15 protein-coding genes and 1 tRNA gene are annotated in these 14,900 nt (G+C 66.0%); 8 read left to right on the top strand and 8 right to left on the bottom strand.

Annotated features, from left to right (window positions below):
- The first annotated feature begins 255 nt into the window (after positions 1-255).
- The 3 genes from E2481_RS06090 to E2481_RS18610 all read left to right on the top strand — a co-directional run bounded on the left by E2481_RS06090 (position 256) and on the right by E2481_RS18610 (position 4,395).
- On the top strand, positions 256-1,740 hold the full coding sequence (locus E2481_RS06090) for a proton-conducting transporter transmembrane domain-containing protein (RefSeq protein WP_136716239.1): 1,485 nt from the start codon (positions 256-258) through the stop codon (positions 1,738-1,740).
- The gene (locus tag E2481_RS06085; RefSeq protein WP_136716238.1) at positions 1,730-4,135 is read left to right on the top strand and encodes a DUF2309 domain-containing protein; all 2,406 of its coding nucleotides are present in this window, start codon (positions 1,730-1,732) and stop codon (positions 4,133-4,135) included. Before E2481_RS06090 ends, E2481_RS06085 begins: the two co-directional genes overlap by 11 nt.
- Positions 4,136-4,239: 104 nt before the next feature.
- Positions 4,240-4,395 (top strand): hypothetical protein, encoded by a 156-nt coding sequence (locus tag E2481_RS18610; RefSeq protein ID WP_169302383.1) that lies wholly within the window; start codon positions 4,240-4,242, stop codon positions 4,393-4,395.
- Positions 4,396-4,460: 65 nt separating this feature from the next.
- On the opposite strand, the gene E2481_RS06080 is transcribed toward E2481_RS18610, so the two are convergent.
- Positions 4,461-5,060: a rhomboid family intramembrane serine protease gene (locus E2481_RS06080; RefSeq protein WP_136716237.1), complete on the bottom strand. Its 600-nt coding sequence runs from the start codon at positions 5,058-5,060 to the stop codon at positions 4,461-4,463.
- 106 nt (positions 5,061-5,166) lie between these two features.
- Between E2481_RS06080 and E2481_RS06075 the strand changes: the two genes are divergently transcribed.
- A complete protein-coding gene (locus E2481_RS06075; protein ID WP_136716236.1) occupies positions 5,167-5,703 on the top strand; it encodes a cob(I)yrinic acid a,c-diamide adenosyltransferase in 537 nt (178 codons plus the stop codon).
- Here E2481_RS06075 and E2481_RS06070 read toward each other — a convergent pair.
- Positions 5,697-6,593, bottom strand: coding sequence for an NmrA/HSCARG family protein (locus E2481_RS06070; protein ID WP_136716235.1), 897 nt, complete (start codon positions 6,591-6,593; stop codon positions 5,697-5,699). The genes E2481_RS06075 and E2481_RS06070 overlap by 7 nt on opposite strands.
- Before the next feature lie 80 nt (positions 6,594-6,673).
- Positions 6,674-7,621, bottom strand: a complete 948-nt coding sequence (locus E2481_RS06065; protein WP_136716234.1) for an MBL fold metallo-hydrolase — start codon at positions 7,619-7,621, stop codon at positions 6,674-6,676.
- Between the two features lie 288 nt (positions 7,622-7,909).
- On the opposite strand from E2481_RS06065, the gene E2481_RS06060 reads away from it, so the two are divergent.
- The 3 genes from E2481_RS06060 to E2481_RS06050 all read left to right on the top strand — a co-directional run bounded on the left by E2481_RS06060 (position 7,910) and on the right by E2481_RS06050 (position 9,864).
- On the top strand, positions 7,910-8,170 hold the full coding sequence (locus tag E2481_RS06060) for a DUF7553 family protein (RefSeq protein ID WP_136716233.1): 261 nt from the start codon (positions 7,910-7,912) through the stop codon (positions 8,168-8,170).
- Positions 8,171-8,225: 55 nt separating this feature from the next.
- A tRNA-Val gene (locus E2481_RS06055) sits at positions 8,226-8,300 on the top strand.
- 661 nt (positions 8,301-8,961) lie between these two features.
- A complete protein-coding gene (locus tag E2481_RS06050) occupies positions 8,962-9,864 on the top strand; it encodes an HNH endonuclease (RefSeq protein WP_136716232.1) in 903 nt (300 codons plus the stop codon).
- A gap of 229 nt (positions 9,865-10,093) precedes the next feature.
- On the opposite strand, the gene E2481_RS06045 is transcribed toward E2481_RS06050, so the two are convergent.
- Positions 10,094-11,404, bottom strand: coding sequence for an aryl-sulfate sulfotransferase (locus E2481_RS06045; RefSeq protein WP_136716231.1), 1,311 nt, complete (start codon positions 11,402-11,404; stop codon positions 10,094-10,096).
- A gap of 99 nt (positions 11,405-11,503) precedes the next feature.
- The gene (locus E2481_RS06040; RefSeq protein WP_250137741.1) at positions 11,504-12,451 is read right to left on the bottom strand and encodes a M48 family metallopeptidase; all 948 of its coding nucleotides are present in this window, start codon (positions 12,449-12,451) and stop codon (positions 11,504-11,506) included.
- 104 nt (positions 12,452-12,555) lie between these two features.
- Between E2481_RS06040 and E2481_RS06035 the strand changes: the two genes are divergently transcribed.
- Complete coding sequence (locus tag E2481_RS06035; RefSeq protein ID WP_136716230.1) at positions 12,556-12,798, top strand: DUF7120 family protein; 243 nt, start codon at positions 12,556-12,558, stop codon at positions 12,796-12,798.
- A gap of 68 nt (positions 12,799-12,866) precedes the next feature.
- Here the strand turns inward: E2481_RS06035 and E2481_RS06030 are convergent, their stop codons facing one another.
- From E2481_RS06030 to E2481_RS06020, 3 genes are all read right to left on the bottom strand, one after another.
- A complete protein-coding gene (locus tag E2481_RS06030) occupies positions 12,867-13,223 on the bottom strand; it encodes a hypothetical protein (protein WP_136716229.1) in 357 nt (118 codons plus the stop codon).
- Between the two features lie 60 nt (positions 13,224-13,283).
- Positions 13,284-13,466: a hypothetical protein gene (locus E2481_RS06025; protein WP_136716228.1), complete on the bottom strand. Its 183-nt coding sequence runs from the start codon at positions 13,464-13,466 to the stop codon at positions 13,284-13,286.
- An 87-nt stretch (positions 13,467-13,553) separates the two neighbouring features.
- Positions 13,554-14,825, bottom strand: coding sequence for a PH domain-containing protein (locus E2481_RS06020; protein ID WP_136716227.1), 1,272 nt, complete (start codon positions 14,823-14,825; stop codon positions 13,554-13,556).
- Positions 14,826-14,900 lie beyond the last annotated feature (75 nt).

Genomic DNA, 14,900 nt, shown 5'->3' with positions numbered 1-14,900 from the left:
TGGCCTGTTCGTTCGTCGAAGATACGTTAGAGGAGGGCTCCCGACTGCTTCGATGCCGCCTCGGACGATACAGTAGCGACTCGTCTCCCCGCAGACTTTCCAAAACCATAATGTTCTATAATGGCCTATCCGCGAACGATTTGTGAATATAGACAGCTTTAATAGTTATTCTGTTCCCAGTGGTGGATGAAGACGACCAGATACGGACTCATACTCGTCTCGGTCGCCGGGATGGGTACGACGATAGGCTGAACGATGTCAGGACACAGTTCGAAACCGACGATCGGAGCGCTCCCGGACACGACGGAAGAATCGCCGTCCGTGCCCGTTGTATTGACGTGGCTCGTGTGGTCGCTGTTCGCGGCGAGTCTCGCCGTCCTCGTCGCACGAGTCCGAATTGGTGGCGCGTGGGAGTTCTCCGGCGTGGTCGCCATCGACGGGCTGACCGTTCTGATGTGGGTGGTGGTCACCTTCTTCAGCGGCATCGTCCACAGCTACTCGCGCCGCTACATGGCTGGTAGCGCCCACAAAACGAAGTTTTTCGCCACGACGTTCGGGTTCACGGTCGCGGTGATGGCCCTCGTCGCCGCCGACCACGTGGCGCTGTTCTGGCTCCTCTGGCTGGGAATGGGCCTGCTGATGGCGAATCTCGTCGGCACCGTCGACGGGTGGACGCAGGCCCGGGCCGCTGGGAGCGTCGCCCGCAAGTACTTCCTCGCCAGCAGCGCGCTCCTCGGCATCGCACTGACGGCGCTGTGGTGGACGACCGGCGCGACGACGGTCTCCGGGATCGCCGCGACCGCCGGAAGCCTCGGCGGGCCGGTGTGGCTCGTCGCCGCGGCCGCGCTCGTCCTCGCGGCGATGATTCAATCCGCGCTCGTCCCCTTCCAGAACTGGCTGCTCTCCTCGATGACTGCCCCGACGCCCGCCTCGGCGCTGATGCACGCCGGGTTCGTCAACGCGGGCGGCATCCTGTTGACCCGGTTCGCGCCGGTCGTGACTGTCGACGCCACCCTCATGCTCGGTATCGTGGTCGTCGGCGCGACGAGTGCCTTGCTCGGCAAGTTGCTCAAGGCCGTCCAGCCGGACGTCAAGAGCGAACTGGGCTGCTCGACGGTCGGCCAGATGGGCTTTATGATCATGCAGGCTGGCCTGGGCTTCTTCGGCGCCGCGATCACGCACCTCGTCTTGCACGGCTTCTACAAGGCGTATCACTTCCTCAGTTCGGGCGGGCAGGTCGAGCACACCAGCCCGACTGAGAGCGAACCCTCCGGGACGAGTATCGCAGGCGCTGCCGCCGTCCTGGCAACCGGACTCACGGGCGGTGCGTTGTTCGCGCTTCTCACGGGGAAAGGGACGAGCGTCGACAGCGGGCTTTTACTCGTGTTCTTCGTCGTGCTCACGACGCTGCACGCAGCCCGTAGCGCCGTCCAGCAGACCGCCCTGTCGGCGACGGCTCGCTACGGCGCGGTCCCGCTGGTCTTCATCCCGGCTATCGCCGTCTACGCACTCGTCTACGTGGCGATCTCGGGTGTCCTCTCCGGGTTGCCGCTCGTCTCGGCCCCGACCGAACTGAGTGTCGTCCACGGCGTTGTCGCCGCCGTCTTCCTCGCGGTCTACGTCGGGATGGAGACCGGCCTCCACGAGCGCAGCCAGCGCCTCTACGTCGCGTTGTTGAACGCGAGTCAACCCGCTTCCAGCACCGTGCTGACCTCCAGGGAGAACTACAATGAGTACTGAACGCACTATCGAAAACGGCATCGACAACGCAGCGACAACCGTCGGCTCGGTCTGGCCGATCCACTCGTTCGTGACGGCGAACCCGCTCTCGGGCTTCGAGGACATGCCGTTCAGCGAGGCCGTCTCGCAGGCCGCGGCCCTCCTAGGCGGCCGCGGCTATCCGAGTCCGGAGACGTTCCGGGCGGCCCTCGACGACGGGCGGATCGACCCCGAAATCCTCGAATCGGAACTGGTCGAGCGCGGCTACGACGGCGACCTCGAAACCCTGCTGGACCGCATGGACACCGGCGTCGAGTCGGAGCGCCCGGACACCGACGCCGAGCGGGTCGACCACGTGCTGACCAAGTGGCTGTCGACGTTCCTCGACGAAGGGCAGGCGCAGTGGCCGATGCCGAACCGCGAGGACGGGTTTTACAGCGCTTTCCGGTCGGTCGCCGCCCACGACGGCCAGGTTCCCGACGACGGAGTCGTCACCGATCTGCCTGACTCGCCGATCGAGGCCATCGAGTCCGTGCTGGAGCCGTATCCTCAGGGCCAGTGGGTCCCCATCTTCGAAGAACAGTTCGCCGCGCTCCCCGGGTGGACCGGCTTCATCAAACAGCGCGCTGCCGACGACGGTGCGTGGCAGTCCACGTATCCCATCACGCTCGAGGGGTATCTCGCGGTTCGTCTCGCGCTGCTTTCCGCCTTCGGCGTCGATATCGAGCCGTCGACCGGTCCCGAACGCACCGGGTCCGACGCGGCCGACGAACTCGCCGAGGCGTTCCTGAGCGCGTGGGAGGCGAGTTACCGCAGCGACGTCGTCGAGCGCGTCGCCGCCGAGAGCGAGACCCTCGCCGACAGCGACCCCGCCGGTCGCCCGGACGCGCAACTGGTCTTCTGTATCGACACGCGGTCCGAGATCATCCGCCGCCACATCGAGGCGACCGGCGACTACGAGACACACGGCTACGCCGGCTTCTTCGGCATCCCCATGGAGTACGAGGGATACGATTCCGAGGTGTCGGTCGACGCCTGTCCGCCGATTCTCGATACAGAGCACCGCATCTCCGAGGTCCCGACCGACGGGGACGCGCAGGCGAGTCACGACCGCTGGTCGAGTCTCCGGGAGGCCGCGAGCGAGGTGGTCGAGACGCTGAAAACGAACCCCGCCACCGCCTTCGGCTTCGTCGAGAGCGCCGGCAGTGGGTACGGGCTGGCGCTCGCGGCACGGACGCTCGTTCCCGGCCGTGTCCACGACCTGCTCGACACCACCGACGACGCGGTGGCCGACACCCACGAGTTCTGTGCGCAGACCGTCCACCATCAGCACTCCTACGTCGGTGATCTGCCGGTGGGGATGACACACGAGGCGAAAGTCGAGTACGCTGCGTCCGCCTTCGAGCTGATGGGCTGGGAACAGTTCGGCCGCCTCGTCGTCTTCACGGGCCACGCCAGCGAGACGGCGAACAACCCCTACGATTCGAGTCTGGACTGCGGTGCCTGTGCCGGCAACCCCGGTGGCCCGAGTGCCCGCGTCCTCGCGGCGATCTGTAACGACGAGGCCGTCAGGGCCGCCCTCCGCGACCGCGGGTTCGACATCCCCGAGGACACGGTGTTCGTCGCCGGCCAGCACAACACGACGACCGACGAAGTGGAACTGTTCGCCGACGACGTGCCCGAGAGCCACGCGGACGACCTAAACCAGTTGCGCGCGGACCTCGCGGCCGCTCGCGAGAACGCGACCGCCGAGCGCGCCGAGTCGATGGGCGCCGACGGCTCGACGGGCGTCAGCGAGACGGAACGCCGGGCCGCCGACTGGGCCGAAACACGTCCCGAGTGGGGTCTGGCTGGCAATGCCGGCTTCGTCATCGGTCCCCGCGAACTGACGAGCGACCTCGACCTCGACGGCCGCGCCTTCCTCCACTCCTACGACTGGTCGACCGATCCCGACGGCGACGCGCTCGAAGCCATCCTCACGGGGCCGTTGGTGGTTACCCAGTGGATCAACAGCCAGTATTACTTCTCGACAGTCGACAACGCCGTCTACGGGAGCGGGTCGAAGGTAACCCACAACCCCATCGGCAACGTCGGCGTCTACCAGGGCAACGGCGGCGACCTGATGACCGGTCTCCCTCACCAGTCGCTGATGGCCGCCGATGACGAGCCGTACCACCAGCCGCTCCGCCTCTCGACGGTCCTTCACGCGCCGGTCGAGCGCGTCACCGACGTCTTGGCGGATCACGAAGGGCTCACCGAACTGCTGGACAACGACTGGCTCTCGCTGACCGTCGTCGACCCGACCCAGGACCACCGCGCGTTCCACTACGAGGCGGAACTGGCGTGGACCGCGGCGTCCGAACAGTCCGAGCCACGCCCGGAGATACCGAACGCTCCGGCCGTCGCGGACGACTGACCGATCCATATCCGTCTCGGACACGAGTCGGTGGCTGTTCCGACGTCCTGTGGCCAACTCTGTTAGGTACTGTTCATACACGCTCGAGGTCCCTACATTAGTGTATGACAACCGAGTTCGACGAGGTCATGGACGAGTTCGCGGCCGAGATGGAACAGTTCGAGGAGACGATGCGCGAGATCGACGAGACGCTCTCGGCGTCCGAGACGATACTGGAGTCGGAGACGACGCCCGGCGGGTCACCGGCCGCCGGCGACTGATACGGTTTGCTGTACCTGTGTACCGCGATGACCGCCCGACATCGGGCGGTCGATGCAGACATGACTTACAGCATTCCGTATGACGGGGGCGTGGGTCGCCGGAGCAGGTGTACACGGCCGGCGACGAGGCCGACGAAGAAGCCGGTGAAGTGCGCGACGAGGGCGACACCGGGCCGACCCGTCGCGACGGTGACGAGGACGGCGAGGACGGCGAAGGCGACGAGTTGGACTCGTCCCGACAGTTCGACCCCGCCGATGGCCGCTTCTGCGAGTCTGTTGGCCGACAGCAGGTAGCCGATGAAGGCAAAGACCGCGCCGCTGGCACCGAGGACGCCAGCCGCGTTGCCCAGCAGCGGTCCGACCGTGATCTCCGCGATGCCCGCCGCGGCGCCGGCCGTGAGGAAGAAGGCGTGATAGCGCAGAGCGCTGGTCTGCCGTTCGAGGACGAACCCTGGCAACAGGAGTCCGATCGCGTTGCCCAGGAGGTGGATCGGGCCCGCGTGGGCGTAGACGCTGGTGACGACGGTCCACGGGTTGGTCGTCACCGGCGGGGCCAGCACGAACAGGAGGGGAAAGACGCCGAGCAATCTGGCGACGCTCTCGAAGACGAACACCACCACGAACAGCGTGATCGTCGTGAGGGTGGGACTCCGGGCGGTGACCATCTCCCTAGTCCTGGGAGGGCTGCCGGCATAACGTTCGGGTTCGCCACTGGCGTCTGTCTCCAAACTGACTACGGGGTATAAGGAACTGGCCCCCTTGCGGTGGCATATGAAAATCTACACCGGGCGCGGTGACGAGGGAATGACCGATCTGCGGAACATGGACCGCGTCTCGAAGGCCAGCCCCCGGATCGAAGCGTACGGGACCGTCGACGAGGTCAACGCGCTCGTCGGCGTCGTGCGCCCGACCGGCCACGACGACATCGACGACCAGCTCAGGGAGGTCCAGAACCACCTCCACGTCGTCCAGGCGGACTTCGCCAATCCCAACCCCGAGGAGGACGACCCGCAGATCCGCGACGAGCACGTCGAGACCCTCGAAAGCTGGATGGACGACTACGACGAGGAACTCGATCCCCTGGAGTCGTTTATCCTCCCGAGCGGGAGCGAACCGGGCGCGAAACTCCACCAGGCGCGGGCGGTCTGTCGCCGGGCCGAACGCCGCGCCGTCTCCTTTGCCTCCGAGGAAGCCGGCGTCAACGACGCCGCCATCGTCTACCTGAACCGGCTCTCGGATTGCCTGTTCACCATCGCGCGCGTCGTCAACAAGCGCGAGGGCGTCCGCGAGGAGAGTCCGACCTACTGAACCGGCTTCGCGTCCCAGGCCCCGGGCAGTTCGGGCCGGCCCCAGTCGTTCCGGTCGAGATACGCCGATAGCGGCGTCGGCTCGAAGTCGAGTCGGTGCCGGAGTGGCCCGACGAGCCCCCCCGGCGCGTCGTCGTTGTACCACTCGAACAGCGCCGCGTAGTCGTCCCCGACCTGTGAGCGCGCCACGTCGATGGGGACGTGAACCGTCTCCAGGTCCCGGTCTAGCGCTTCGCCGAAGACCGCGGCCATCTCCGTCAGGGTGAGTTCCTCGCCGGCGAGCGGGATCGCCTTCCCCCGGTACCGCTCTGGCGCGTCGAGGATGCGAGCCACGAGCCGTCCCAGGTCCACGGCGTCGGTCAGCGGCAGCCGGGTTCCCGGCGCGAGCGGCAACGCGAGCGTCCCGTCTGTCACGTCCGCACGGCGTAACTCGAAGTTCTGCATGAAGTAGCTCGGCCGGAGCACCGTCGTCGGGAGGTCCATTCCCCGCAGGTGGGACTCGATCCTGCCTTTCGAGGCGAGCATCGGCGCGTCCGTGTCCCGCGTCGCACCGACGACCGAACTGAACACGACGTGGTCGATGTCGGCCCGGGCCGCCGCGTTCGCGAGGTTGACTCCCTGTGACACCTCGGCGTCCAAGCCCGCCTCCCAGTAGTCGGTCATCGCGAAGACGGCGTCGACCGGGTCCATCGCGTCGAGAAGCGTCCCCGGCTCCCAGAGGTCCCCCTGGACCACGATCGCACCCCGGTCTTCGAGCTCGCGAGCCGCACCACTGTCCGGATCGCGGGTCAGCGCGTATACGTCGACGGTACCCTCGTCGAGCAACCGCGTCGCGACGGCACCGCCCTGTGTCCCCGTCGCCCCCACGACGAGCACCCCCCGGAACGTCATGTCGATTTGCTATATCGGCCAGTGGTTTAAGCGATACTATCTGTCAGGCGACTCTGGCACGAAATAATGTCCGATAGCCGTTAGATCGGCTCGTAGACGATGATACCGCCCTTGTCGCGGGCGGACACCGCGCCGCGGGATTCGAGGACGTCGAGGTGGCCGACGGCTTCGCTCATCCCGGCGAAGTACTCCGTGACCGGGAGGTCGCCGAACAATCCCTCCATGACCTCGACGGGCGTCGTCGGTCCGTCGACGAGATCCGCGACGTTTTCGGTCCGAGCCTCGTGTTCGGCCAGCACGTCGTCGATGCGGTCTCGCGGGGTTTCGATCCGGTCGCGGTGACCCGGGAGGAATCGGTCGAATCCCTGGTCGCGAAGGGACCGCAGCGACTCGTTGTACGCCGGGAGGACGCTCGGACGGTCCGCGCCGGGTTCGGGCGGCGGGAGCAAGAACGGGTTCGGTGTGATGTCGGCCAGGACGTGGTCGCCGACGATGGCCTGCCGGGACTCGTCTCCGTCGTAGGAAAACAGCAGTTCACCCGAAGCGTGTCCGCTGGTCTTCCGGACCGAGAGCGTCGTGTTCTGGACGACCACGGCGTCGTCGGTGGTGACCTCGCGGTCGGTGTCGACGCTCGGGGCGTACCGGAGGTACGTCTCCGGCAGGTCGGTCACCGTATCGGCGGTTTCGCTCGCCATCCCGCACCGCTCGAAGAAGTCGGTGAAGTACGTCCGTTCGTACTCGAATCGGCCCTCGAAGTCGGCCATGATGTCGGCGGCCTCGGGGCTGGCGACGACTGTCGCACCGAGGTCACTGAACCGCCGGGCGAGCCCGAAGTGGTCGGGATGCGGGTGAGTGATGAGGACGCGGTCGATGTCGTCGGGTTCTAGCGCCCGCTCTTCGAGCGCTCCGAGCAGGCGCGACCACGCTTCCTCGCTCTCGGGTCCGGGATCGACAAGCGTACGGCCGGCGAGATAGGCGTTGACGGGCCCGACCTGGAACGGTGTGGGAATCGAAAGACGTGTGAACACGCACCTCTCTACCCGGGGCTGGGACATACCCTTTGGGCCCCGCTGCTGGTGAGCAGGAATCGGCGGGCCACTGAGGGGTGCCCACGGTAGTTCCTCGGCGGCCCGGACAAGTGGGACAGACGGTGGCCGACCCCGCCGACGCGGGAACCTCCGGCCAGTTTTAGGTATGCCTAAACCAGTGAAAAAGCTTCTGGTTCGGTGTCCTTCAGAACTGATCGTCGCGCCGTACTGCGATTCCAAACCTGTCTCGCCACAAACCTTATATCTGTCCTCTGCGTAAGGACGGATATGAACAAACACTTCGAAGACACGCAGTACTACCTGAAGCGGGCGGGCAAAGAGGCAAAGCGCGGTGTCGCCGAGGAGCTCGAACCGGTCGAAGAGCGGTTCGCGAAGCTGACCGGCGGTGAGGACGAACCGGAGCCGAGTCGTCTAGCGGAGATACGGTCGGACCTGGCGGAGATCCAGGCGACGGCCGAAGGCGAGGCGAAAGAAGCCATCGCGGAGGCTCGGGAGAAACTCGCGGGCTACCGGAAGCGCGAGGCGTAACTCGCGCGGTTCGAAGGCAACTCTTAAGTCTCGTGCAGGGATAGCTCCGGGCGCCGGGTTGGTGATCTAGTCCGGTTATGATACCTCCTTCACACGGAGGAAGTCGGCGGTTCAACTCCGCCCCAACCCACTGAGTTTCTCGCGCCGCTCACTTTCGAGCGGCGCGTGTGCGATGCGTTTGGCGGAGTTGAAGCAGGGAGCGGGAGGTGAGCGAGCAATAGCGAGCGAACGGAAGCGACCGAGGTTCAACTCCGCCCCAACCCACTGAGTTTCTCGCGCCGCTCACTTTCGAGCGGCGCGTGTGCAATGCGTTTGGCAGAGTTGAAGCAGGGAGCGGGAGGTGAGCGAGCAATAGCGAGCGAACGGAAGCGACCGAGGTTCAACTCCGCCCCAACCCACTGATTTTGCGCCGAACGATTCGCGAGACGCAAATCCGTTCTTGGAAGGATTGAACCAGACGAGTCGCGCGTGGTTCGAAAGGTGCTCCGCACCTTTCGTCATCACGAGAGAGCGAAGCTCTCTCGGACGACAACGGAGTGAGTACGTCTCGGCGAGGTTCGAATCCGCCTCAACCCGCTGCGTTTTTGCGACACTCTCTGGGAAGCACTACGTCGATGCGGTATCCGTTTTTCACTGCCCCACCGATCGGATGAATCGGCCCCGATTCCGAGTTCGAGGAACGCGCCATCGCTCAAATTATCAAATAATGTACTGGGGATTGGCAATGGAGGCCGTATCAGATCCGATATTCGGCCGAAAAAATCATACGAGATAATTTCGACTGTGGAGTCATGGTCAACGGCGATTATCCTCGGGACTGGCGGGCCCGCAGGAACGAGGTGGTCGAGCGAGACGGGCTTACCTGTCAAAACTGTGAACGGAAGGGCGGCGAGCGGGGAGCGGCCGAACTCCTGGCCTTTCATCTCGTGCCGAGGGAAATGGGGGGCACGCACGATACGATGAACCTCGTCACGATCTGTCGGTCGTGCAAAGGAGCGATCACTGGGGAGGGTGCCGGGGGTGGCGACGGTGGTGGGTCGGCCGAACTGGCGCGCGAGACGACGATCGACGATCTGGGCGATCTCCGGGGGGCAATCGCACATCTGGACAAACTCGAACAGTTGACGTCCAAATACGCCTCGCAGGTGATGGGCGAGGGTGAGATCGACGAAGGCGAGATTGTGCGCAACGAGGAGCGGTTCCGCATCGACGCACGAGACGTGAAAAAACACCTCTTGACGTCCCGGCTCATGTTCACGAATCTACGCCTGAACACGGACTCGCAGGCCCAACAGCAGGCGTACGCGAAGTTGACCGAGCGCGTGCTCTTTTTGCTGCGATACGAACTGGAGGTCGTGAATCGGTTCCTGGACTATGTGGACATCCTGACGACGGTGAAATGTCCCAAATGTGGCTACGACGCCGACCGGGACTCGAAACTCTGTGGGGAGTGCAGCCGGGAGTTGCCCGTCCACTGGGAGTGTCTCCAGTGCCGGACGGACGTCGACAAACTGGAGGACGACTACTGTGAGGCCTGCGGGAACGAACTGCCGGAACTGCCGCCCGACCAGCGGCGCGAACTCGAATCGGTACAGGAAACCACCGAAACGACCATCGAGAAGTGGCAGGACCGACTGAACGAGGTAGTGAGCGTCATGGAAAACGATCTCGTGCGAGTCCAGACGCGGAGCTGAGCGGTTCTGGCCGCCTGGCTTACGGATTCAGACTTTGACCGCTTCCTGTCGCCGTTCGGCTACCCGACGATCTCCTCGATGGACGCGTGTCCGAAACAGACCGTCGTCCCGTGCATCGCGAACCGGTCGCAGCCGTCCTCGCTACAGTCTCGCCGACTGGGGAGACACATGTCCCGCCGAAACGGGGCCGTCTCGGATAACGGTACCGGCACGCCGGACCGCTGCTGACTCAGCTGTCGGCGTTGCGGAGGCGAGCCAGGCGTGGTCCCAGCCTGACGCCGGCCTCGACGACCAGCCAGACGGTCACCAGACAGCCCGCTCCCAGGAGGAGCACGGCGTCGACAGCGGTCGCCCAGAGGGGAAGCGAGTAGAGGAGGCCGTGGAGCACGAGCGGGGGAACGAGTGAGATCGCTCGGTGTCCGACCCCGTCGGGCCGCGAGTTCTCGTGGCCGGCGGCGACGGCGCTGGGGCCGTCGCTCTCGTCGTCGGTCCCGAGCAGTTCCAGGTCGTAACTCCCATCTGGGAACGGCATCGACCAGTCGACGCTCCCGTTGGGGCTGACGCTGAGCAGCCGAGAGCCGTGCGAGTCGGCGACGAGCGTGTCCCCGTCGGGCAGTCGGTCGGCGTCCCGGGGCCACTGGAGGCGCGCGTCGGCCCACACCCAGGACCGTTGCCACGAGCCGTCGACGCGCTGGAACTCCACGATCCGGTTGTTCTCGCTGTCAGCGACGAGGACCGCCGGGCCGCCCTCCGATTCGGGGATGTAGTCGGCGTTGTGCTGTTCGTAGAGCCGGGAGTGGTTCCCGTCAGCCCCCAGCGTCCAGTCGGGTTGGATGCCTGCCCCGGGTTCGACGAAGACGACCTGGTCCTGATTGCGGAGGGTCACCATGACGCGGCCGTCGTGGAGGTACTCCACGTCGTTGAGGTGGGTCCAGTCGCCGGGGTAGGAACCGCCCGAGTCGGGGTCGAAGGCCTCGGCGACTCGCCACTCCCAGATCCGCTCGTCCGTCGTCGTGTTCACCATGTACACGCGGTCGGGATAGCGGATGTCGCCGACGAGCAACACCGACTCGTTGACGCGGTCGACGTCGTGGATCTGCGAGGAGCCGTCGTGATCGCTCACGATGGTGTGGACGCGACGCACCTCCCCCGTCGTGAGGTTGACGCGCTCGACCACGTTCTGCATACACCAGTCGTCGGCCGAACACCGACTGGCGTCGGTCCGGTCGCTGGCGACGTACTCGACCGTTCGAGCCTTCCCCTGAACGGGGTCGACGTCGTGATAGAGCCACAGCGACCGGTTCCGGTACTCGACAGTCCCGTTGGGGTCGTAGGCGACGATCTGTCCGGCGCCGGTTCCGTCGACGACTGCGACGAGCGTCGAGTCGAGTTCGCCCGGCGCGACGGCGTCGGCGTTCCCGCCAGCAGTTCCCTCGTAGGTCAGAAACGAGTGGCCAAGCGACAGGAGCGCCAGGACGACGACGGCGAGCACTGCCACGCGGAGATGGCGGAGTCGGGGACGGAGGGCGTCAGGAAACATATCTCACTCCATCGACCAGTTGCCGATCTGCCCACGTAACACGGTCGATTCCCCAGGTCGCGACGGCCCGTTCCCGCGAGTTTCCGGGGTCTGTTCGGCTCATCGGAGTCGAACGGGGCGTCGACTCGTCGCGCGGGCGTGTTCGCGGAGGCGCTCGACCCGGTCCTCCGTCGCTGGATGGGTTGAAAACAGTTCTCCCAGGCCGTTGTCCTCGTCGCCGTAGGTGTAGAGCGGCGAGAGCAGTCCCCAGTTGGGATCGGTCACGCGGTCGATCTTCGTCAGTGCGCGTGCGAGCGCCAGCGGTCGTCCCGTCACCTCGACGGCCCGGTCGTCGGCGGCGAACTCGCGGCGACGCGAGTGGGCGCGGATCAACAGCGTGAACACGAGGAAGAGGACGGCGACGCCGTTGTGGACGAGCGACCGGAACCGACCGAGCAGTCCCTCGGACCACTGCGTCGGCCGACCGCGGATCCAGGCCACCGCCCGAGCCAGGCCGGTCACGAACAGCAAGAGCGGCAAGAGCGCGAACGTGACGAGGCCGACGACGGTCCGCATGGCCGAAAACCCAAGCGTCTGGACGAGGCTGTCCCGACTCTCCAGGTGGGCGAACTCGTGGGCGAGGATCGCCAGCAGTTCCTCGTCGGAGAGCAGGCGGAACAGCGCCCGGTCGACGACGACCACCCCGTTCCCCGCGCTGCCGAGCGACAGCGCGTTGGGGAGTGACATCTCCGCGACCAGCACTCGCGGGGGCGAGACGTTCATTTCAGCGGCCAACCGGTCGACGTCCTCGTAGAGCAGCGGGGCCTCCGCCCGTGGGATCTCGACGGCGTCGAGACTCGAGATGATGCGTGCGGTCCCGAACTGATAGGAGAGGTAGCCGAACAGGACCGTCATCGTCCCGACGACGAGCAGCGTCGTGCCGAGCGGCGGGCGGTTGGCCCAGACCGTCGCGACCAGCCAGTAGGTCAGCCAGGCGGCCACCCCGTAGAAGACCGAAAGCGAGAGGCCCACGAGGGCCATCAACAGCCGCAGTCCCAGCCGAGCCATGGTGACCGTTCATACGCCGAAGTGGCCCAAAGACGTGTCGACTGGCACGGTCGGCTCCCCCTCTCGGCCCAAGATTGAAAGGGTATCGTGCGATAACACCGCCCGTGCCGAACGTCGAAGTCTCGCTTCCACAGGACGTGCACGCGCAGTTCGAGCGACTCGTAGAGGAGGAGTTCGTCACCGAGGAGGAGGCCGTCGAGGAACTGCTCTCGGCGGGACTGGACGCCTACACGCGCGACACCACCACCGACGACCCCGGGACGGACATGGCCGACGAGTACGCCGACGACATGTGGGACACCGCCGAGGATCCCGCTGGTCCCGACTCGGACGAGGAGTTCCTCTAGGGCCCGTCGGCCACGCTCCGCACCCGCCAGTGGCGACACTCGCGTCCGCGTGGTATCGGTCCAGACCGTCAGTTCGCCGCCGTCTCGACCCGCGCGGCCCCGACGTACTCCACGTCGTCGAGATCGGTCCCCGACAGTATCTCGTCGATCACGTCGGCCCCGGCTTCGGTGGCGTCCGTCTCGTCGGACGCGTCGACGACCACCGTCACCGTGAGCGCGACGGTCACCCGATGGGGATCGAACGGTCCCGAGGGGAACTCGAAGATCTCGACCGTACCGATATCGATGTCCTCGATACCGTCCGCGCTCGCAGCGGTCAGCTGCTCGCGGACCTCCGCTTTCGCCGAAGACTTCGCGACGCTGTCACCCGTCGCGTGTACCGTCGCAACCGTCTCGATGTCTCGCCCGACCGTATAGGATGGCATGTACCGCCTGTCCGTCATTCCTCGAAACGTAAATACCTGTCCGGCGTTCGGGACTGTCGGCTAGAACTCTCGGACGTACGATCCGTCGTCGGTACTGTCATGCTCCTCGCGATCGGGCGGCCTGACGACGGTATCGGACCGGAGCCAGGCGTCCGGGTTCCCCCGTTCACAGACGACGTACTCACCGTTCGAGAGTTCGTGTGCGGTCCAGATCGGTCCGGTGTCCGGGCGTTGTTTGCTCATCGTTCCCGTCTCGCGCTTCTCGGATCGGACACATCAACCGGTCAGTCCGTTCCCACGCCGTGAAAACGCGCTCCCGACGCGGCACGTTCAGCACGGCTCGCCGATGGTTTCGAGTGCGTCCTCGTATCGCTCCGGCTCGCCGGACCGGTACTCCCCGGCCAGGTCACGCGCCTGCTCGACGTGGTCGCGGGCCGTCTCGTAGGCTTCGCGGGCGGCGGCCGCGTCGCCGTTCTCGCGGTGGTCGTCGCCGCGAGCGACGGCCTCTTCGGCTGCTCGTTCGTGTGCGTTCATTCGGTTCTGGACGAGCCACTCGATCTGGAACCGGAGCGCGTCGGGGTCGCCGTCGAACCGCTCGTCTCGCCTGAGGAGGGCGTAGGTCTCGTGGCAGACCGCCGTCGCGTTCGCCCAGCGTTCGGGCGCGGGCGATTCCGCCTGAAGCGCCTCGACGCAGGCGTTGGCGGCGCGCAGGTACGGCTCGGTCCGCACCTCCGAGACGGCCGTCGAGATCGACGCCAGTTCCGTTCGGATCTCCCCGACGGCGTGGTACTCGGTGTCCTCGGCCAGGTCGGCGGCCCGCTCGTACTGGTCTTTCGCCGTCGTGTAGTCCTCTAACGCCCGTCGATAGTCGTTCTCGCTCCGGGCGTCCTCGGCTCGATCCGCGAGCTGTCGGCCCCGGGTGCGATGGCCCCGTATCTCGGTCAGCGTCAGCCGGGTGTCGAGTTGGTCGATCCGACGCTCCATCGCGTCCGTCCCCGACTCGAACGCCGCTGCGACCTCCCCGGCCTGGTCGAGTAACTCGCGCGTTCGCCGATAGGCGTCGGCCGCGGCCTTCGGATCGCCGGCCTCGATGTTCGATTCGATGGTCGAGAGGTGGTCCCTGGCCTTCTCCAGCCGTCGATCGACGGCGACCCAGTGGGAGATGGCCCGTTCGACGAACGCCTCGACGTCGGCCAGGTCCGTCCGACCGCCCAGCGGGAAGTGATACGTATCGCTGGTCCTGGCCGTGATCGTCAGCCGGCTCTTGAACAGCCCCGTCTCGGTCTCCACCGACCGGATCTCCGTGTACGGGAGCGACACGTCGCGGTTGAGCCCGGTCCGCTCGTCGTTCCCGCCGACGGCGAGTAGAACGCGTTCGTTCGTGATGGCCGCCACGGCCCGGTAGTCGCTCCCGGGTTCGACGACCGTCGTCTCCTCGCCCTGTTCGTGTTCGATGCCTTTCGACTCGTTCGAGAGGACGAACGCCGGCCGTTCGGTGCCCTCGAAGTAGTCAGTCAGTCGTTTGCCCCGCAGGTACCCGTCCGACGACCCCCCGTCGGCCCCGGATTGTGGTATCTGCTGGGCGTCCAAGCGTCCCCCCATGCCCGTCACGTCGTTGTCCCCACTTGTCGCTCCTCCATAATGAATCACCCGACTGTTCCGGACGCTAACTTCCCT

This window comes from Halorientalis salina (assembly GCF_005049285.1).
GTDB classification, from domain to species: domain Archaea; phylum Halobacteriota; class Halobacteria; order Halobacteriales; family Haloarculaceae; genus Halorientalis; species Halorientalis salina.
The sequence above is the reverse complement of the archived record's forward strand: the minus strand, read 5'-3'. Positions and strand labels throughout refer to the sequence as shown.

Bases quoted from the DNA above. Each gene is read 5' to 3' on its own strand.
- E2481_RS06090 (WP_136716239.1), top strand. From the start codon at position 256: ATGTCAGGACACAGTTCGAAACCGACGATCGGAGCGCTCCCGGACACG.
- E2481_RS06085 (WP_136716238.1), top strand. From the start codon at position 1,730: ATGAGTACTGAACGCACTATCGAAAACGGCATCGACAACGCAGCGACA.
- E2481_RS18610 (WP_169302383.1), top strand. From the start codon at position 4,240: ATGACAACCGAGTTCGACGAGGTCATGGACGAGTTCGCGGCCGAGATG.
- E2481_RS06080 (WP_136716237.1), bottom strand. From the start codon at position 5,060: ATGGTCACCGCCCGGAGTCCCACCCTCACGACGATCACGCTGTTCGTG.
- E2481_RS06075 (WP_136716236.1), top strand. From the start codon at position 5,167: ATGAAAATCTACACCGGGCGCGGTGACGAGGGAATGACCGATCTGCGG.
- E2481_RS06070 (WP_136716235.1), bottom strand. From the start codon at position 6,593: ATGACGTTCCGGGGGGTGCTCGTCGTGGGGGCGACGGGGACACAGGGC.
- E2481_RS06060 (WP_136716233.1), top strand. From the start codon at position 7,910: ATGAACAAACACTTCGAAGACACGCAGTACTACCTGAAGCGGGCGGGC.
- E2481_RS06050 (WP_136716232.1), top strand. From the start codon at position 8,962: ATGGTCAACGGCGATTATCCTCGGGACTGGCGGGCCCGCAGGAACGAG.
- E2481_RS06045 (WP_136716231.1), bottom strand. From the start codon at position 11,404: ATGTTTCCTGACGCCCTCCGTCCCCGACTCCGCCATCTCCGCGTGGCA.
- E2481_RS06040 (WP_250137741.1), bottom strand. From the start codon at position 12,451: ATGGCTCGGCTGGGACTGCGGCTGTTGATGGCCCTCGTGGGCCTCTCG.
- E2481_RS06030 (WP_136716229.1), bottom strand. From the start codon at position 13,223: ATGCCATCCTATACGGTCGGGCGAGACATCGAGACGGTTGCGACGGTA.
- E2481_RS06025 (WP_136716228.1), bottom strand. From the start codon at position 13,466: ATGAGCAAACAACGCCCGGACACCGGACCGATCTGGACCGCACACGAA.
- E2481_RS06020 (WP_136716227.1), bottom strand. From the start codon at position 14,825: ATGGGGGGACGCTTGGACGCCCAGCAGATACCACAATCCGGGGCCGAC.